The sequence below is a fragment of the Bradyrhizobium sp. UFLA05-153 genome (genome assembly GCF_054185185.1).
In genome coordinates this window covers 1-17,522 of the sequence record NZ_JBBIAM010000162.1, presented here as the reverse complement: position 1 = coordinate 17,522, position 17,522 = coordinate 1, and the positions used below count along the sequence as shown (strand labels likewise).

Below are 17,522 nucleotides of genomic sequence, written 5' to 3'. Positions count from 1 at the left end.
TTCCTGCACCGCGCGCGTCGCGGTGGTGCCGGCGCGTGCCTTGGCGACCGCGACGGCTGACGCGGCCTTGGCCACGTCGGCATCGAGCGCCTGCATCGCCTTCATGACGGCGGCGCGGGTGATCTCGATGTCGACATAGAGCTCCGCGGCACGGTGCTGCAGCGCCTGGAATTCGCCGATCAGCTTGCCGAACTGCTTGCGCTGCTTCAGGTACTCGACAGTACGGCCGAACACCTCTTCGCTCAGGCCCACCATTTCGGAGGCGACCGCGCCGCGGCCGATATCGAGCATGCCGTCGAGCAGGCTTGCGCCCTGATCGACCTCGCCGAGCACGCTGTCGGCATTGACCTCGACATTGTTGAACTCGATGCGCGCAGCATTATGCGCGTCGACCATGATGGTGCGCTCGACGGCAACGCCCTTGGCCGCAGGGTTGACCAGGAACAGCGTCAACCCCTCGCGCTCGCCGGCGGCGCCGGCCGTGCGCGCTGCAACGATGAACAAATCGGCGACATGGCCGTCGACGACCAGCGCCTTGGCGCCGGAGAGCTTGAAGCCGTTGCCGGCGCGGACCGCTTGCAGGTTGGTCTGGAGCGGCCGGTGCTTGGCGTCCTCGTCGACAGCGAGAGTGGCGAGCAGCGAGCCGTTCGAGATCTTCGGCAGATGTTCCGATTTCTGCGCGGCATTGCCGCCACGCGTGAGCGCGGACGCTGCGACCACGCTGGTTGCCAGGAACGGCGACGGCATCAGCGTGCGGCCGATCTCCTCCATGACGACGCCAGCCTCGACGCAGCCGAGCCCACTGCCACCGAACTCTTCCGGCACCAGGAGGCCGGCAAAGCCCATCTCGGCGAAGGACTGCCAGAGCTCCTTGGAGAAGCCGGTCGGATCCTTGCTGTCGCGCAAGTGCCGCAGATGCGACACCGGCGCCTTGTCGCTGATCAGCCCGCGCGCGGAGTCGCGGAGCATCGATTGTTCTTCGGTGAGGACGAGGGCCATGGCTTTAAGTCTCTAGCGTCTAGCGAAATGCATATTTGTTGATGTCATTCCGGGGCGCGCGTTCGCGCGAACCCGGAATCTCGAGGTTCCGGGTTCGGTCCTTACGGACCGCCCCGGAACGACGGCGCGGTTAAGCCCCCGGCAGATCGAGGATGCGCTTGGCGACGATACCGAGCATCACTTCGGTGGTACCGCCCTCGATCGAGTTGGCCTTGGTGCGCAGCCAGGCGCGCGGGCGGGCGCCCTGCCTGGAGCGCTCGCTCTCCCATTCCAGCGCGTCGACGCCGCCGGCCGACATCAGAATCTCGTAGCGGCGCTTGTTGAGCTCGGTGCCGTAATATTTCATCGCGGAGGAGAACGCCGGATGCGCCTGCCCCGCCTTGGCGAGATCGACCGCGCGCTCGGCGCAGGCTGCAAGCGCCGCTTCGTCGACATCGAAGCTCGCGATCTGGCCGCGCAGCATCGCATCGTCGAGCTTGCCCTGCGCATCGGTGCCGACCGAGTCAGCGGCGATCTGGCCGAGCGGACGACCGACGCCGCGCTCGCCCATGCCCGAGATCATCGCGCGCTCGTGCTGCAACAGATATTTTGCAACGTCCCAGCCACGGTTGACGGTGCCGACCACATGCGATTTCGGCACGCGGACATTGTCGAAGAAGGTCTCGCAGAACGGCGAGTAGCCGGAGATCAGCAAAATCGGCTTGGTCGAGACGCCCTTCGAGGTCATGTCGAACAGGATGAAGCTGATGCCGTCATGCTTCTTCGCCGCCGGATCGGTGCGCACCAGGCAGAAGATCCAGTCGGCGTAGTTGGCGTAGGACGTCCAGATCTTCTGGCCCGTGATGACGAAATCGTCGCCGTCGCTCTCCGCGCGGGTCTGGAGCGAAGCGAGATCGGAGCCGGCATTCGGCTCGGAATAGCCCTGGCACCAGCGGATCAGGCCCGCCGCGATTTTTGGCAGATGCTCCTTCTTCTGCGCCTCGTTGCCGTATTTCAGCAGCGCCGGCCCGAGCATCCAGATGCCAAAGCTCGACAGCGGCGGCCGCGCGCCGATCTTTGCCATCTCGCTGCGCAGCACCTTGTGCTCGGCAGCGCTGAGGCCGCCGCCGCCAAACTCCTTCGGCCAGTCCGGCACGGTCCAGCCCTTGTCGCGCATGCGCTCGAACCAGACGCGTTGCGGCTCGGAGGAAAATTTCGCGTTACGCCCACCCCAGAACACGTCGGCATCCGAGGCCGCATGCTTGCGCATCTCGGGCGGGCAGTTGGCTTCCAGCCAGGCGCGGGTCTCGTTGCGGAATGTTTCGAGCTCGATTGATTCAGAATCCGGCGCTTTGGAGTCAGTCATGGGTCGCTTCCATCAAGATCACTTGTTGCCGATGACTCTGGGCCATCGCATCGCAGAATTCAACCTATTCCGCACGCTCCGGCTACTCACCCTGTTCGTCGTCGGGCTATACTTGCCGTCGCGGCTAAGCCTGAAAACACAGGGAAAACGACGATGCGCCTAAAACTACTTTCGCCTGGCGAAATGAGCGACGACCAGCGGCAGACCTATGACGAGTCGATTGCCGGAAAACGCGGCAAGCCGCCCGCGCCGATGATGGCCTGGCTCAACAGCCCGGAGATGGCGCGCCACGCGACGCGGCTCGGCGAGGTCATGCGCTTCAACACCGTCTTTCCCGCAAAGCTCTCGGAGATCGCGATTCTTGTGACGGCGCGGCACTGGACCTCGCATTACGAATGGTATGCGCACAAGCGCCTGGCGCTTCAGGGCGGGATGAAGGTAGAGATCATCGACGCGATCCGCGACCGCCGCGCGCCGGAGTTCGACGATCCCAAGGGCCAGATGATCTACGACGTCGCAAAATCGCTGCATGAGGCCCATGGGCTGGCGAAGGGCCTCTACGACGAGGCCGTCGAGCTGCTCGGCGAGCGCGGGCTCGTCGAAGTGATCGGCCTGTGCGGCTATTACACGCTGGTGTCGATGACGCTGAACAGCTTTGAGTTCGAGCTGCCTGAGGGCGAGGTGTCGGAGCTGGGCTAACTGCCGATCCGGAAACGCTGGGTTTCGGGATCGGCCAGTTCCACTGGCGCGCAGCAGTCCCTATGTGGGTGGATAAACGGAGCAATAGCATGTCACCAACCCCCGCCGTCAATCCCGGAACCCGCATCGGACACGTTCACCTCAAGGTCGCCGATCTCGACCGCGCGCTCGGCTTTTATTGCGGCGTGCTCGGCTTTGAGCTGATGCAGCGCATGGGCTCGGGCGCCGCCTTCATCTCCGCCGGCGGCTATCATCACCACATCGGGCTCAACACCTGGGAGAGCAAGGGCGGCTCGCCGCCGCCGCCGGGCACGACCGGGCTCTATCACACCGCGATCCTCTATCCGACGCGGCCGGCGCTGGCCGATGCGCTGCATCGCGTGCTCTCCGCCGGCATCGCGCTCGACGGCGCGAGCGACCATGGCGTGTCCGAGGCGCTGTATTTACGCGACCCCGACGAGAACGGTGTCGAGCTCTATTGGGACCGGCCCAAGGACCAATGGCCGCTCACGCCGGACGGCAAGCTTGCGATGTTTACGAAGCGATTGGACCTGGAGGATTTGCTGAAGCAGCGGGAGGCGTGAGCTCGTAGGGTGGGCAAAGCGAAGCGTGCCCACCACTTCTGTCGCAATCGTGGAGAGATGGTGGGCACGGCGCTCCGCGCCTTTGCCCACCCTACGATTCCGAGGCTGCGGGAGAAACTCAGCAGCACTACGTCAAATTGCATCCGGAAACTCGCCCATCGCGGCTTCCAGCTGCGCCTTGCGGCGGCGCGCCCAGGAGGCGAACGAGAGAACCGCAAGGCCCAAGAGCACCGGCGGGAACACCACCATGTTCACCGCCGACCAGCCGTAGTTGGCGAGCAACTGGCCCGACGAGAACGAGCCGATTGCCATCATGCCGAACACCAGGAAATCGTTGAACGCCTGCACCTTGTTGCGTTCGTTCGGACGGTGCGTCTCCAGCACCAGCGCGGAGGCGCCGATGAAGGAGAAATTCCAGCCGACGCCGAGCACGATCAGCGTCGCCCAGAAATGCATCGCGGTGATGCCGGAGAGGCCGATCGCTGCGGCGCCTGCCTCCAGCAAGAGGCCGGTAGCGACGATCCTCGGCGCGCCGAAGCGCGCGATCAGCGCGCCGGTGAAGAAGCTGGGGCCGTACATGGCGACGATGTGCCATTGAATGCCGAAATTGGAATCGCTGACGCTGAGGCCGCAGAGCTTCATGGCAAGCGGCGCCGAAGTCATCACCAGGTTCATCATGGGATAGGCGATGACGCCGCACAGCGCGGCCGCGATGAAGCGCGGCTGCCGCACGATGCGCAGCAGTGGCCGTCCGCCGTGAAGATCGGCCGCGGCCGGCTTCGGCATATCGACGCCGGCAACGATGCCCATCGCGATCAGCGCCACCGCCGCCTGCACCACAAAGCTGAAGGCGAACAGATAGGGCGGCCAGACGTCCATGGTCCATTGCACGAGCTGCGGACCGAGCACGCCGGCGAACACGCCGCCCGCCATCACCCATGACACCGCCTTGGGCCGGTAGGCCGCGCTGGCGCCGTCGGCGGCGGCAAAGCGATAGGATTGCGCCACCGCTCCGTAGAGGCCACCGAGGAAGGTCGCGACACAAAACAGCGCGAACGAGCCATTGAGGATCGCGAACGAGCCGACGAGGCCGGTGAGCGTGCCGCAGGCGGTGCCGATGATGAAGGCCATGCGGCGGCCAAACCGGCGGGAGATCGCACCGGTCGGCAAGGTCCCTGCGGCAAGCCCCAGCACATACATCGACAGCGGCACGGTCGCGAGCGACATGTCGGGCGCGAGCGTCGCGCCGACGATCGAGCCGGTCGCGAAGATCACGGCCGAATTGGCGCCGGTCAGCGCCTGCGCAGCCGCAAGGCGCACCACATTGGCACGCACGCGGGCGTCGTCGACAATCTCGTCGGCTAAAGTCACGTCTAACATCGGCATTTCCGCCCGGGGAGCGTTCGTTGATTCCCGTCACTATGGAGGGGCGCGGCAGGGCGGGCAACTGGCGCAAACGGGCGCAAGCCATGCCGAGGGTGCAATTGGACAGCACCTAGCAGGCCGCGCTATCAAAGCCTTGCGCTCGATCAAGTTCACCTTGCAAATTCGCCTTTGCAAGTTCGCTTCCGGAGTTCGGATTATGCCCGTTGACGACAGGCCCACGTTGTCCGCTCCCGACGACGATCCGTATCTCTGGCTGGAAGACATCGAAGGCGAGCGGGCGCTCGACTTCGTCGAGCGGCAGAATCGCCTGACGCTGGAGCAATTCGGCGGCCCCGCGTTCGAGCGCGACAGCGATCTTCTGGCCGCCATCTACGACCGGCCGGACAATATCCCCTATGTCGGCCGCAGCGACGGCCTCCTCTACAATCTCTGGAAGGACGTGAACAATCCGCGCGGCCTGTGGCGGCGGACCACGATGGATGAATTCCGCAAGCCCAATCCATCCTAGGAGACCCTGCTCGACATCGACGCGCTCGCGGCTGATGAAGGCGAGGACTGGCTGCTGAACTGGTCGAGCTCGCTGCCCGGCGATGCCCCGCAGACGATCCTGAGCCTGTCGCGCGGCGGCAGCGATGCCGTGACCCTGCGCGAATTCGATCTGAACACGAAGAGCTTTGTCGCCGGCGGCTTCGCGCTACCGGAAGCCAAGGGCGGCGCCGCGTGGGTCGATGCCGATACGGTGCTGCTATCCAGTGCACTCGGCGAGGGCATGGCGACAAGCTCGGGCTATGCGAGGACGGTACGGCTGTGGCGGCGCGGCGAGCCCGTGGAGCAGGCGTCCCTGGTGTTCGAGACCACACCCGATCGGATGAGCGCCTATTGCGACGTCGACCGGACCGGCGAGACGCCGCGCGTCTGGTTCATCGACCGGCTGGACTTCTTCAACTTCGACATCTGGCTCGGCACCGAGCGTGGTGCGACCGTGAAGCTCGATCTTCCCTCCGACATCTGGCTGCAAATCCACCAGGACTGGTTCGCGATCAAGCTGCGCACGGCCTGGACGGTCGGCGGAGTGACCCATGCTCCGGACGCCGTGCTCGGCATTTCGCTGTCGGCCTTCCTCGCCGGCGATCGCAATTTCACCGTCGTGTTCGCGCCTGGGCCGCGCCGTGCATTGCAGGGATTTTCCTGGGCCGCCGGCAAGCTCCTCCTCAGCATCCTCGACGAGCTGCGGCCGGTCTTCGAGATCTGCACGCCGTCGGCCACGGGCTGGAGCCGTGAGACGCTGCGCGGGCTGCCCGACATCGGCGTGGTCGACGTCTGGCGCTTCGACCATCATGAATCCGAAAGCAATGGCGACCTGCTCGCCAATGTCCAGGATCCGCTCATCCCACCGGCGCTGATGCTGATCGAGCGCGGCGTTGCCAGCCCGACCGTGCTCAAGCAGGCGCCGAAGACGTTCACTTCAGACGGTCTCGTGGTGACGCAGCACGAAGCCATCTCCATTGACGGCGAGCGCATCCCCTATGTGCAGACCGGGCCCGCTGGTGAGACCGGCGATGCGCCGGTCTATATGAGCGCCTATGGCGGCTTCGCGCTCTCGGTCAAGCCGTACTACAATCCGGCGCTCGGCAGGCTGTGGCTGGAGCGCGGCGGCACCACGGTGCAGGCGAATCTGCGCGGCGGCGGCGAGTTCGGCACGCGCTGGCACGATGCCGGGCGGCTCGCCGGCAAGCGGCTCTCGCATGATGATTTCGCGGCAGTCGCCGCCGACCTCGTGCGCCGCGGCGTGACGCGCGCAAAACGTATCGCCGCACAGGGCGGATCGAACGGCGGCATTCTCATCACGAACATGCTGACGCGCTATCCCGAGCGGTTCGGCGCGCTGTTCTGCACGATCCCGCTGGTCGACATGCGCCGCTACACAAAGCTGCTCGCAGGCGCGAGCTGGATCGCGGAATATGGCGACCCCGACAAACCCGAGGATTGGGAGTGGCTGAAGACCTATTCGGCCTACCATGCCGCAAAGCCCGGCCAGCCCTATCCACCGATCCTGATCGCCACGACGCGGCGGGACGATCGCGTCCATCCCGGACATGCGCGCAAGATGGCCGCAAAGCTCCAGGCCATGGGCTATGAGGCTTATTTCTACGAGCCGGCCGCGGGCGGCCATGGCTACGGCAAGGACAACAAGGAACGCGCCGGCTTCCAGGTGCTCGGCTTTGAATTCTTGAAAAGCAGGATCGGCTGGCACGACAACCGAGCGTAGCCGCCCTCGCGGCTCAGGCCTTCGCAAACACCAGCGTGAGATTGTTGGCGGGCATGTCGATCAGATCGATCAAACGCAGGCCCACGTGCTGCGCGAGCTTTTCGACGTCGCCGAGATCGCGCACGCCCCATTCCGCGTTGCCTTCGCGCAAGGAGGTGTCGAACACCGCGTTGCTGAGCGCGGTATGCTTGCCGTCGCGCTTGAAGGGGCCGTAGAGGAACAGCGTGCCGCCGGGCCGCAAATAGCGGCCGGCACCGGCGAACAGCCCCTCGGCCACGTTCCACGGCGCGATGTGGATGACATTGGCGCAGAACACCGCCGCGAGATCCTTCGGCCCCTCGCCGCTCTTCATCTCCGGGCACCAGTCGGGATCGGACAGATCGACCCGCAGCGGCGGGCGGATGTTTGGCAGGCTGGAATGGACGCGCCAGGCCTCGATGCTTTTCAGATGCCGCTGGTTGAGGTCGCTCGGCCACCAGACGAGATCAGGCGCATGGCGGGCGAAGTGGACCACATGCTGGCCGGTTCCGCTGCCGACCTCGACGACGTCGCCGAGGCGGCCGGCAAGATGTTTCTCCAGCGCCGCCCAGATCGGCTCGTGATTGCGATGGAACGCCGGCGCATCGAGGCGCCCATCGGGCTCGACCCGCCCGCCGTCCTTGCCAAATTCGGCGACATATTCAGCCAATTGAGGCCTCCGGGAAAAGACAACGAGATAAAAAACGTCACTGGACGCCGAGACGCCCCAATATTACTGGCCCGTCAGGGCCGAAACTGCCGAACAAATAGTCCGTTCGGTTGCAATGCGGAAGATCTTAACACCAATTTGCGACCTACATCGTCGTGATTGTCAGGCGGTGCCCTTTGTGCTTTGAGCACTATATTTCGCGAATGCAAACATCGACATAACGCCTCGGACCGACGCCTTGACCGCCTTTCCCCGGAAGCCCGCCCTGGTTTTCATTCTGGCCGCCCTCGCCGCGATGGCCGCTGCGCCAGCGCGCGCCCAATCCGCTGCCGCCGAGGGGCAGAAGCTCGCCTTCGACCGCGGCAAGGGCAATTGTCTGACCTGCCACGTGATCAAGGGCGGCGATCTGCCCGGCACGATCGGGCCTGAGCTGAAGGACATCAAGGCGAAGTACCCCGACCGCAACGAGTTGGTCGCGATCCTGTTCGACGAGACCAGGCGCAATCCGCAGACCATGATGCCACCGTTCGGTCGGAACCGGATTTTGACCGAACAGGAGATCAACGCGATCGTTGATTTCCTGCAGAGCCTGTGACGGCGCCGATACCTAAGGGATCGCTGAGGCGATCGACCAGGAGACTGAGATGAGTTCAACGACCGGCCTTCTCGCGACGCGGCGCCTGATCCTGCAAGGCGCGGCCTCCGTTGCGCTGATCGGCCTCGGCAATCTACCGTTCGGAGCCGCGCGCGCCGCGGCCAACGACAAATATCCGGAAGAGGCGTTCAAGCAGAAGAGCGAGGCCGACGCGATCAAGGCGCTCTATGGCAAGACCGCCGAGCCGTCCGACAAGATCAAGCTGGATGCGCCCGAGATCGCCGAGAACGGCGGAGTCGTGCCGATCTCGGTGACGACGACGCTCGAGAAGGTGACCTCGATCTCGTTCTTCGTCGCGGAGAACCCGAACGCGCTGGCAGCAAGCTACAAGATTCCCGACGGCACGGTCCCGAGCGTCGCCAACCGGCTGAAGATGGCGAAGACCACCAACGTGGTCGCGATCGTGGAGGCCGACGGCAAACTCTTCAGCGCGACCAAAGAGGTCAAGGTCACCGTCGGCGGCTGCGGCGGCTAGCGGCGAAGGAGAACCGAGATGGCATCCACCATTCGCGTACGCGCCACCGCCAACGGCGATATCACCGAGGTGCAGGCGCTGATTCAGCACCCCATGGATTCCGGCTTCGTCAAGGACGCCAAGGGCGAGCTGATCCCGGCGCACTTCATCCAGGAACTGAAATTCGAATATAACGGCAAGGACGTGTTCGTCGCCGATTGGGGCCCTGCCGTCTCCAAGGATCCCTACGTCAAGTTCAGCTTCAAGGGGGCTAAGAAGGGCGACGACCTCAAGATAAGCTGGACCGACAACAAGGGTGCGTCGGACACGACCACCGCGAAGATCTCGTGATGAAGGCGCGCTCCGCAATCTGGCTCGGCTCGGCGCTCGTCGCGCTCGCTGCGCTGGCCTTCACCGCGCCGCACGTGATCGCAGCCGACAAGATCGATACCGCCACCGAGGCCAAGGCGTTCCAGAACTTCTTCTTCCAGAAATTCCCGAACGTGAAGCACGAGGATTTCGTCAACGGTCCTTATTCCATGAACGAGGACATGAAGCGGCAGTGGCAGGAGAAGGAGGAGTTCCCGCCTTACGAGTTCGCGCTCGACGCCGGCAAGGAGATGTTTGCGACGCCATTCAAGAACGGCAAGACCTACGCCGACTGCTTCCCGAACGGCGGCATCGGCATCCGCCAGAACTATCCTTACTTCGACGAGAAGGAAGGCAAGGTCGTCACGCTCGAGCTCGCGCTCAACCGCTGCCGCGAGGCCAACGGGGAAGCACCCTACTCCTACGTCAAGGACGAAATGGCCTCGCTGACCGCCTACATGGCCTTCACTTCGCGCGGCAAGCTGATGGACATCAAGATCCCCGACGATCCGCGCGCGCTCGAGGCGTACGAAAACGGCAAGCGCTATTTCTACACGCGGCGCGGGCAGATGAACTTCTCCTGCGCGAGCTGCCATGTGCAGAGCCCGGGCGAGCGCATCCGCGCGGAGGTGCTGGCGCCTGCGCTCGGCATCATGAACGCTCTGCCGATCTACCGCAGCGAATGGAGCGGCATGGGCACGACCACCCGCCGCCTCATGACCTGCAACAGCCAGACCCGCGCGGTTCCGCTGGAACCGCAATCGGACGAATACCGCGACGTTGAATATTTCCTGTCCTACGTCGCCAATGGCCTGCCGATTTCCGGCCCGGGAGCGCGGCCATGAGCACGAGGATGATCGGAATGCGATCACTGGCACTCGTGTTGCTGCTGGCGGCTGCTGCAGCGCCCGCGCGGGCGGCAACCGAAGCCGACTACAAGGCGGCCTATGCCGCGGCGGAAGCTGCCAGCAAGGAAGCGGCCGGCTTGCGCAACCAGTGGACCACGACCGTCTCGACGATCGCCGCCGCGAAGAAGGCCGGCGACAGCGGCGATTTCGACCGTGCGGTTGCCGCCGCCAAGGAGGCCGAAGCGCTGGCGAAGGCCTCGATCTTCCAGGCGACGTCGGAAAAAGACGCCTGGAAGGCGATGGAAATCCGCTAGACTGGCTCTCGTGGAACTGTTGGGCGATCTTCTTCTTTAAGGGGCGGAGAATTTGGGATGACCATCCGCCGCCGCGATTTCCTGAGAGCCGCAGGCGCTGCCGCCGTCACGGCCGGGCTGCCGCGGCTCGCGCGCGGCACCGACACCGCCAGCATCTACGACCTCGAACGCTTCGGCAATGCGCGCATCCTGCACATCACCGATACGCATGCACAGCTCAACCCGGTCTATTTCCGCGAGCCCAGCGTCAATATCGGCATCGGCGAGATGGCGGGACGGCCGCCGCATCTGGTCGGCCGCGCCTTCCTCGAACGTTTCGGCATCCGGCCCGACAGCGCGGACGCCTATGCCTTTACCTGCTTCGAGTTCGAGAAGTCCGCGGCCCGCTTCGGCAGGCTCGGCGGCTTTGCGCATCTGAAGACGCTGATCGACCGCTTACGCAACGACGTCGGCGAGCTGCATTCGCTACTGCTCGACGGCGGTGACCTCTGGCAGGGCACCGGCCTTGCCAACACCATGCAGGGCCGCGACATGGTCGAGGTGGCGAACCTGCTCGGCATCGAGGCGATGACCGGCCATTGGGAGTTCACCTATGGCGAGCAGGCGCTGCGCGACAATCTCGAGCGCTTCAAGGGCGAGTTTCTGGCGCAGAACGTCTTCCTGACGGAGGAGGCCGCCTTCAACGACGCGCGCGCCTTCGACAAGGCGACGGGGCGCGTGTTCAAGCCCTCGACCATCAGGGAACTCGGCGGCTATCGCGTCGCGATCATCGGTCAGGCCTTCCCCTACGTGCCGATCGCGCATCCCAGACGCTTCACGCCGGACTGGACCTTTGGCATTCGCGAGGAGGAGCTGCAGAAGCTCGTCGACGGCTTGCGCGGCAAAGACAAGGTCGATGCCGTGATCCTGCTGTCGCATAACGGCATGGATGTCGATCTCAAGCTCGCGAGCCGCGTCACCGGCATCGACGTCATCCTCGGCGGCCACACCCATGACGCCGTCCCGCAACCGGTGGCGGTGAAGAATGCAAGCGGCACGACGCTCGTCAGCAATGCCGGCTCGAATGGAAAGTTTCTCGCCGTGCTCGATCTGCAGCTCGCCAAGGGCAAGGTCAGCGATATCAGATACCATTTGCTGCCGGTCTATTCCGAGTTGTTGAAGCCGGATCCGGCGATGGCCGAGCTGATCGGCAAGGTGCGCGCGCCGCACGTCACCGACTGGTCGGAGAAGATCGCAACGCCGGACCGCCTGCTCTATCGCCGCGGCAATTTTTCCGGCCCCATGGATGAGCTCATCTGCACGGCGCTACGCCACGAGCTCGATGCCGAGATCGCGCTGTCGCCGGGTTTTCGCTGGGGCGTCACCGCGCTCGCCGGCCAGCCGTTCACGCTCGAGGATGTGCTGGCGGAGACCGCGATCTCCTATCCCGAGACCTATGTGCAGGAGATGCCAGGGGCCCAGATCAGGGACGTGCTGGAGGACATCTGCGACAACCTCTTCAACGCCGATCCCTATCACCAGCAGGGCGGCGATATGGTACGCACCGGCGGGCTCAATTACACCTGCACGCCGACAGCCGCGATCGGCAGCCGCATCTCTGCCCTGACGCTCGATAACGGCAAGCCGATCGAGGCTGACAGGCGCTACAAGGTCGCGGGCTGGGCATCGGTCAATGCGCAGCAAGGCGCGCCTGTCTGGGACGTGGTCGCAAAATATCTGCGCTCGGGCCGGATGGCGGAGAACAAGAGCTCCGGCGTCACGCTCAGGGGCGTCGAGGACAATCCGGGAATTGCAGGACAGGGATGACGCGTTCGCCAAATCTTCGCACGATGCTGTTGGCGCTGGTCGCCTGGGCTTTGGTGCTGCCCGCCTTCGCGCAGCAGGTGCCCTTGCAGGACAAGCCGTTTGCTGAGCACAAGATTGTGCTCCAGCTCTCCGACGGTGATGTCAGGAAGCAGGCGCTGGTGCTCAGCGTCGCCAACAATCTCCTGAAAGCCTATGACCCCGACAAGGTCGCGATCGAGGTGGTGGCGTTCGGTCCGGGCATCGACCTGCTGCTCGCCGCCAACGACCACCGCAAGCAGGTCGAGAGCCTGATCGCGCAGGGCGTCCGCTTCGACATTTGCCTCAACACCGTCGACACGATCGAGCGCGAGACCGGCCGTCGGCCGGACTTCATCTCGTCAGCCACGCCAGTGCAGGTCGGGGTCGGCCAGATCCTGTTCCTGACCGAGAATGGCTACACGCTGGTGCGGCCGTAACCGCGCTCTCGTCATTCCGGGGCGGTCCACAATTCCGGGGCGGTCCGCGGGACCGAACCTGGAGTCCATCCCACCCCCCGGGGTCTGGGGCCAAATGGATTCCGGGCTCGATGCTTCGTGTCGCTCCGGAATGACCGCCCCAGCAGCAGCAAAATCTTCCGATTTTACCGGTCCATGCAGTAAAATACTTCTCTTTTAGCCGGCCTTCGTAGTATGATTTTGAATCATCCGACGCGGGGGTCCGCCATGATCTTTCGCCAACTGTTCGACAGCGTTTCGGGAACCTACAGCTATCTGCTGGCCAGCCGCGCCGGCGGCGAGGCGCTGATCCTTGATCCCGTGCTGGAGAAGGTCGATCGCTATTGCCAATTGCTGCGCGAGCTCGACCTCAAGCTGGTCAAGGCCGTCGACACCCACCTACATGCCGACCACGTCACCGGCCTCGGCGAGCTGCGCGACCGCACCCACTGCATGACCATCATGGGCGACCAGAGCAAGGCCGACGTGGTGGCGATGCGGGTCTCCGACGGCGACAAGGTGACGATCGAGGGCCTGTCGCTCGACGTGATGTACACGCCCGGCCACACCGATGACTCCTACTCATATCTCATGGGCGATCGCGTCTTCACCGGCGACACGCTGTTGATCCGCGGCACCGGCCGCACCGACTTCCAGAACGGCTCTTCGCGCGCGCAATACGACTCGATCTTCAATCACCTGTTGAAGCTGCCCGACGAGACGCTGGTCTTCCCCGCGCATGACTACAAGGGCGACACCGTCTCCACCATCGGCGAGGAGAAGCGTTACAATCCCCGTCTCCAGGTGCGCTCGGTCGACGAATATATCGAGCTGATGGCCAACCTGAAGCTGCCCAATCCGAAGATGATGGATGTGGCGGTGCCGGCCAACATGCATGTCGGCCTGCATCAGGAGGAATTGGAGAAGGAAGGCCGCGCGCTCAGCGCCGTCGACGCGATGCGCGCACTCGGCCGGCCCGACATCCTCTTGGTCGATCTGCGCGAGAGCAATGAGCGCGCCAAGCACGGCATGCTCGAGGGCGCGCTGCATGCGCCCTATCCGTCGATCGAGGAGAGCCTGAAGCCCGGCGGCATGCTGCGCGAGGTGGCGGCCGCCACCGGCCGCCGCGTCCTGTTCTTCTGCGCCTTCGGTGAGCGCTCGGCGATGGCGGTTTCCGCCGCGAAACAGGCCGGACTCGCCAACACCGCGCATATCGCCGGCGGCATCGACGCCTGGAAGAAGGCGGGCGGGCCGGTGGTCCGGGTGTGATCGCGTTTCCCCTGTGGTGCTTTCCGAGCACCGCTTGAGAAAGGTCAAGCGGATCGGAGCGGGTCCGGTTAGCATGCGTTGATGCATCACCATCCGGAGAAGGTCATGGCCAAGGCCGGCAACAAGAACCCGCCGCCGAAGAAGGCAGACGACAACAAGAAAAAGCCGCAGCCGCCGCGCGACACCGACGACGATTACGAAGACGGCGACATCGCCACCCCGAAACGCGATCGTTACGGCACGGATGACGAGCCGCTGTAAGGGGGCGCCCTTGCGAGACCCGTCATCCTGAGGTGCGAGCAGCGCAGTGCGCCTGCACTGCGCTGGGAGCCTCGAAGGATGAACGGCCCGGATGCAGCCGGGCCGTCGCCCTTCGAGGCCTGCGCTTCGCTCCGGCACCTCAGGGTGACGGTGAGAGATAGTGTCCGCTCTTGCTTCCCGTCATTGCCGCGCAGGACTAACCCGCCCTAAGGATCGAGCTGAGATACGAGAATCATCCCTCGGCACTACCTGCCATGCGCCGGCATTCATGGACAAATGACCGCCTCGCCCGATAGTTTGCGCGCCTCTTCGGAAGTGAAACGGAACTGCGATGGCCGACGTTCTCGCCGCACCGCAACAGGGGAAGACCGACAGCGCGCTGCGCACGCTGACGGGGATCTCGATCGCGCATTGGGTCAGCCATTTCCATCTGCTCGTCCTGCCGATGCTGTTTCCGTTCCTCAAAACCCAGCTGGGCGTCGGCTATATCGAGCTTGGCTTTGCGCTGACCGTGTCTGCGGTTGTGTCCGGCCTGACTCAGGCGCCGACCGGCTATCTCGTCGACCATTTTGGTGCGCGAAAGATTCTGCTGATGGGCCTCGTGATCGGCGGGCTATCTCTGGTGCTGCTCGGCCTGCACCTGAGCTACGCCTCGTTGATTACCTGCGCGGTGCTGCTCGGCCTTGCCAACAGCGTCTATCACCCGGCCGATTACGCGATCCTCGCCGAGCACATGGACGAGGCGCGGATGGGCCGCGCGTTCTCGGTTCACACCTTTGCCGGCTATCTCGGCGGCGCAGTGGCGCCGGCGATCGTTGCCGCGCTCGTCACGGTCTCGGGCGGCTTCGGCGCGCTGATCGCATCGGGCGCGATCGGCGTGCTCTGCGCGCTGCTGCTCATCGTGATGAACATTCCCGACGCCGGCGCGCACAGGAAGAAACCCGGAAACGAAGCCACGCCAAAACAGGCGGTCATTACGCCGGCGCTGATCATGCTGACCGCGCTGTTCATGCTGCTCAGCCTGTCGGTTGCCGGCATCAGCAATTTCGGCGTGGTCGCGCTGATGAGCGGCTATGCCGCCTCCTACTCCGCCGCCAATGTCGCGCTGACGGCATTTTTGGGGGCAAGCGCCGTCGGCGTGCTCGCCGGCGGCTTCCTCGCGGACCGGACCGAGCGCCATGGCCAGCTCGCCGCCGCCTGCTTTGCCGCGAACGCGGCGATCGTGCTTCTGATTGCGCTCGTCGGACTGCCCGGCCTGCTGCTGACGGCTGCGATGACCGTTGCGGGCTTCCTGTCCGGCGTGATCGCCCCTTCTCGCGACATGCTGGTGCGCAATGCGGCGCCTGCGGGCGCCGCCGGGCGTGCCTTCGGCATCGTCTCCACCGGCTTCAATATCGGCGGCATCATCAGCCCGCTGCTGTTCGGCTGGATCATGGACCAGAACGCGCCGCACTGGGTGTTCGGCGCGTCGGTGGTGTTCATGGTGGCCACGGTGTTCCTGTCGCTGCTGACGGAGCGGCGGGAGCAGGCTGGACGATAGCTCCGCCAGCAACGCAACTCCACTCGGTGTCGTCCCGGGGCGCGCACAGCGCGAGCTTGGGACGACAGCTTGAATTTTGGTCCGAACAACTACGTCGGCGACACCACGCCCTTCAGCGCGCCGGGCTGCGCGGCGGCGCCGCGGGTCAGCCTCGACTTCTCCGTGTTCGGCCAGAGCAGCAGCAGGCCGAGCACGCCGGAGCCGATCATGACCACCGCGTTGATGGTGTAGCCGGTCAGGTAGCCGTCGACCGTTGAGCCGGCGCGCTGGATCACGCTGCCCATCACGGCCGGGGCGATGATGCCGGCGAGCGTGTAGAGCGCGCCGTAGATCGCGATGACGGCACCGCGCTGCGAGGCCGGGGTAAACTCGCCGAGCATTGGCGGGCAGACGACGTAGATCGCCCCGCACAGGCCCGAGCCGACCACGAGCAGCGCGATCTGCAAGCCCGCACCCTGCACGTGCGGCATCGCCGCGATGATGAGACCGCCGAGCACCAGCGGGACCGAGCCGAGAACGCCGCGCGCAACGCGCGTGGTCGCGCCACGTGCCATCATCACCTGCGAGATCCACCCCGTGAGGATGACGATCGTGGCGCCAAATACCCAGGGCAAGATCGAAATGAAGCCCGCATCGGTTTGCGAGAAGCCAAACCCCTTGACGATGAAGGACGTGAACCAGGTGAGCCCGAGCGACAGCGCCCAATAGGCGCCGAAGGTCGCCGCCACGCAGCCGATGAAGGTGCGCGAGGTGAGAAGCTGGAAATAGGGAATCTTCGGCTCGGTGGCCGCCAGGAGCTGCGTGTCCTCCAGCGGTCCCTCCTTGCCGAGCGCGAGCCAGGCCGCGACCCAGATCAGGCCGACGATGCCGAGCGCGCCGAAGGCGTAGTGCCAGGAATGATTGACGATCACCCAGTTCAGCGCCGGCACCGCGAGAATGACGCCGAAGGCCGAGCCCTGCGACAGGATCGCGGTCGGCAGCGTTCGCTTCTCGTCCGGAAACCATTTGTAGATCGCATGTGCGGCGACCGAGAAGCCCGGCCCCTCGCCCGCGCCGAGCACGATGCGGCAGATCAGGAGCGTGGTGAAGCTGACGGTGCCCACCATCGGAAACTGCGCCAACGACCAGATCACTGCGAGCGTCAGCAGCACCCAGCGCGTCGGCACCTTGTTGACGATGAAGCCGACTACGATGGTCGAGATCGAGAACAGGAAGAAGAAGGATGAGCCGAGCAGGCCGAACTGCTCCGGCTCGAGCTTCAGGTCGGTCATGATCGGCACGCCGGCGAGACCCACGACGATCTTGTCGGCGAAATTCACCACCATGAAGAGAAACAGGAGAAAGGTGACGGTCCAGGCCCCCTTTGGCGTTGCCTCAGCTGTCGTGCTGCCCGCCGCTTTGGGCGTTCCCTGAGCGCTCATCTCTCTCCCCGATTTTTCGCTTTCGGCACTCTTGATTTGTGCTGTCTTGTTTGGCCGTCTTGCGAGCTAACAACGGCTTGAACGGCAACGCAACCCCGGCATTTTCGCATCAACTGTGCTACGCAACATCCCAGTTAATTCC

At 64.6% G+C, this 17,522-nt stretch carries 17 protein-coding genes and 1 pseudogene; 13 read left to right on the top strand and 5 right to left on the bottom strand.

Translation table 11 applies throughout. From position 1 onward, the window contains the following. A partial coding sequence (locus Q2941_RS46185) for an acyl-CoA dehydrogenase family protein (protein WP_458196748.1) occupies nucleotides 1-999 on the bottom strand: 999 nt, incomplete at its 3' end. A gap of 130 nt (nucleotides 1,000-1,129) precedes the next feature. After that, complete coding sequence (locus Q2941_RS46180) at nucleotides 1,130-2,344, bottom strand: acyl-CoA dehydrogenase family protein (protein WP_458196747.1); 1,215 nt, start codon at nucleotides 2,342-2,344, stop codon at nucleotides 1,130-1,132. A gap of 153 nt (nucleotides 2,345-2,497) precedes the next feature. Here Q2941_RS46180 and Q2941_RS46175 point away from each other — a divergent pair, with 153 nt between their 5' ends. Both Q2941_RS46175 and Q2941_RS46170 read left to right on the top strand, forming a co-directional pair. After that, on the top strand, nucleotides 2,498-3,043 hold the full coding sequence (locus tag Q2941_RS46175; RefSeq protein ID WP_458196746.1) for a carboxymuconolactone decarboxylase family protein: 546 nt from the start codon (nucleotides 2,498-2,500) through the stop codon (nucleotides 3,041-3,043). Between the two features lie 89 nt (nucleotides 3,044-3,132). After that, nucleotides 3,133-3,627 (top strand): VOC family protein, encoded by a 495-nt coding sequence (locus tag Q2941_RS46170; protein ID WP_458196745.1) that lies wholly within the window; start codon nucleotides 3,133-3,135, stop codon nucleotides 3,625-3,627. Nucleotides 3,628-3,759: 132 nt separating this feature from the next. On the opposite strand, the gene Q2941_RS46165 is transcribed toward Q2941_RS46170, so the two are convergent. Further along, the gene (locus Q2941_RS46165) at nucleotides 3,760-5,007 is read right to left on the bottom strand and encodes an MFS transporter (RefSeq protein WP_027521598.1); all 1,248 of its coding nucleotides are present in this window, start codon (nucleotides 5,005-5,007) and stop codon (nucleotides 3,760-3,762) included. A 202-nt stretch (nucleotides 5,008-5,209) separates the two neighbouring features. Between Q2941_RS46165 and Q2941_RS46160 the strand changes: the two are divergent. Next, nucleotides 5,210-7,282 (top strand): annotated as a pseudogene (locus Q2941_RS46160) (prolyl oligopeptidase family serine peptidase). Between the two features lie 13 nt (nucleotides 7,283-7,295). Here the strand turns inward: Q2941_RS46160 and Q2941_RS46155 are convergent. After that, nucleotides 7,296-7,970: a DUF938 domain-containing protein gene (locus tag Q2941_RS46155; protein WP_027521600.1), complete on the bottom strand. Its 675-nt coding sequence runs from the start codon at nucleotides 7,968-7,970 to the stop codon at nucleotides 7,296-7,298. Between the two features lie 238 nt (nucleotides 7,971-8,208). On the opposite strand from Q2941_RS46155, the gene soxX reads away from it, so the two are divergent. The 10 genes from soxX to Q2941_RS46105 all read left to right on the top strand — a co-directional run bounded on the left by soxX (nucleotide 8,209) and on the right by Q2941_RS46105 (nucleotide 15,959). After that, entirely contained in the window at nucleotides 8,209-8,565 is a 357-nt protein-coding gene (soxX, locus tag Q2941_RS46150; protein ID WP_027521601.1) for a sulfur oxidation c-type cytochrome SoxX, read from the top strand. A 49-nt stretch (nucleotides 8,566-8,614) separates the two neighbouring features. Then, on the top strand, nucleotides 8,615-9,100 hold the full coding sequence (gene soxY, locus Q2941_RS46145) for a thiosulfate oxidation carrier protein SoxY (protein WP_027521602.1): 486 nt from the start codon (nucleotides 8,615-8,617) through the stop codon (nucleotides 9,098-9,100). Nucleotides 9,101-9,118: 18 nt separating this feature from the next. Then, nucleotides 9,119-9,430, top strand: a complete 312-nt coding sequence (gene soxZ, locus Q2941_RS46140) for a thiosulfate oxidation carrier complex protein SoxZ (protein WP_027521603.1) — start codon at nucleotides 9,119-9,121, stop codon at nucleotides 9,428-9,430. Beyond that, nucleotides 9,430-10,293, top strand: a complete 864-nt coding sequence (gene soxA, locus Q2941_RS46135) for a sulfur oxidation c-type cytochrome SoxA (RefSeq protein ID WP_458196744.1) — start codon at nucleotides 9,430-9,432, stop codon at nucleotides 10,291-10,293. Before soxZ ends, soxA begins: the two co-directional genes overlap by 1 nt. Continuing rightward, nucleotides 10,290-10,610: a hypothetical protein gene (locus Q2941_RS46130; protein WP_371932989.1), complete on the top strand. Its 321-nt coding sequence runs from the start codon at nucleotides 10,290-10,292 to the stop codon at nucleotides 10,608-10,610. The genes soxA and Q2941_RS46130 overlap by 4 nt, the downstream gene beginning before the upstream one ends. Nucleotides 10,611-10,667: 57 nt before the next feature. Further along, complete coding sequence (soxB, locus tag Q2941_RS46125) at nucleotides 10,668-12,416, top strand: thiosulfohydrolase SoxB (protein WP_458196743.1); 1,749 nt, start codon at nucleotides 10,668-10,670, stop codon at nucleotides 12,414-12,416. Further along, entirely contained in the window at nucleotides 12,413-12,871 is a 459-nt protein-coding gene (locus Q2941_RS46120; protein ID WP_458196742.1) for a DsrE family protein, read from the top strand. Before soxB ends, Q2941_RS46120 begins: the two co-directional genes overlap by 4 nt. Nucleotides 12,872-13,117: 246 nt before the next feature. Next, nucleotides 13,118-14,158 carry an MBL fold metallo-hydrolase gene (locus Q2941_RS46115; RefSeq protein ID WP_458196741.1) on the top strand — a complete coding sequence of 347 codons (1,041 nt, stop codon included), beginning with the start codon at nucleotides 13,118-13,120 and terminating at the stop codon, nucleotides 14,156-14,158. 105 nt (nucleotides 14,159-14,263) lie between these two features. Beyond that, nucleotides 14,264-14,419, top strand: a complete 156-nt coding sequence (locus tag Q2941_RS46110) for a hypothetical protein (RefSeq protein ID WP_198031703.1) — start codon at nucleotides 14,264-14,266, stop codon at nucleotides 14,417-14,419. Nucleotides 14,420-14,750: 331 nt separating this feature from the next. Continuing rightward, a complete protein-coding gene (locus Q2941_RS46105) occupies nucleotides 14,751-15,959 on the top strand; it encodes an MFS transporter (protein ID WP_458196740.1) in 1,209 nt (402 codons plus the stop codon). 89 nt (nucleotides 15,960-16,048) lie between these two features. Here Q2941_RS46105 and Q2941_RS46100 read toward each other — a convergent pair whose 3' ends face one another. After that, entirely contained in the window at nucleotides 16,049-17,380 is a 1,332-nt protein-coding gene (locus Q2941_RS46100) for an MFS transporter (protein ID WP_458196739.1), read from the bottom strand. Nucleotides 17,381-17,522 lie beyond the last annotated feature (142 nt).

Coding starts and splice junctions, on each gene's coding strand:
- Q2941_RS46180 (WP_458196747.1), bottom strand. CDS start 2,344: ATGACTGACTCCAAAGCGCCGGATTCTGAATCAATCGAGCTCGAAACA.
- Q2941_RS46175 (WP_458196746.1), top strand. CDS start 2,498: ATGCGCCTAAAACTACTTTCGCCTGGCGAAATGAGCGACGACCAGCGG.
- Q2941_RS46170 (WP_458196745.1), top strand. CDS start 3,133: ATGTCACCAACCCCCGCCGTCAATCCCGGAACCCGCATCGGACACGTT.
- Q2941_RS46165 (WP_027521598.1), bottom strand. CDS start 5,007: ATGTTAGACGTGACTTTAGCCGACGAGATTGTCGACGACGCCCGCGTG.
- soxY (WP_027521602.1), top strand. CDS start 8,615: ATGAGTTCAACGACCGGCCTTCTCGCGACGCGGCGCCTGATCCTGCAA.
- soxZ (WP_027521603.1), top strand. CDS start 9,119: ATGGCATCCACCATTCGCGTACGCGCCACCGCCAACGGCGATATCACC.
- soxA (WP_458196744.1), top strand. CDS start 9,430: ATGAAGGCGCGCTCCGCAATCTGGCTCGGCTCGGCGCTCGTCGCGCTC.
- Q2941_RS46130 (WP_371932989.1), top strand. CDS start 10,290: ATGAGCACGAGGATGATCGGAATGCGATCACTGGCACTCGTGTTGCTG.
- soxB (WP_458196743.1), top strand. CDS start 10,668: ATGACCATCCGCCGCCGCGATTTCCTGAGAGCCGCAGGCGCTGCCGCC.
- Q2941_RS46120 (WP_458196742.1), top strand. CDS start 12,413: ATGACGCGTTCGCCAAATCTTCGCACGATGCTGTTGGCGCTGGTCGCC.
- Q2941_RS46115 (WP_458196741.1), top strand. CDS start 13,118: ATGATCTTTCGCCAACTGTTCGACAGCGTTTCGGGAACCTACAGCTAT.
- Q2941_RS46110 (WP_198031703.1), top strand. CDS start 14,264: ATGGCCAAGGCCGGCAACAAGAACCCGCCGCCGAAGAAGGCAGACGAC.
- Q2941_RS46105 (WP_458196740.1), top strand. CDS start 14,751: ATGGCCGACGTTCTCGCCGCACCGCAACAGGGGAAGACCGACAGCGCG.
- Q2941_RS46100 (WP_458196739.1), bottom strand. CDS start 17,380: ATGAGCGCTCAGGGAACGCCCAAAGCGGCGGGCAGCACGACAGCTGAG.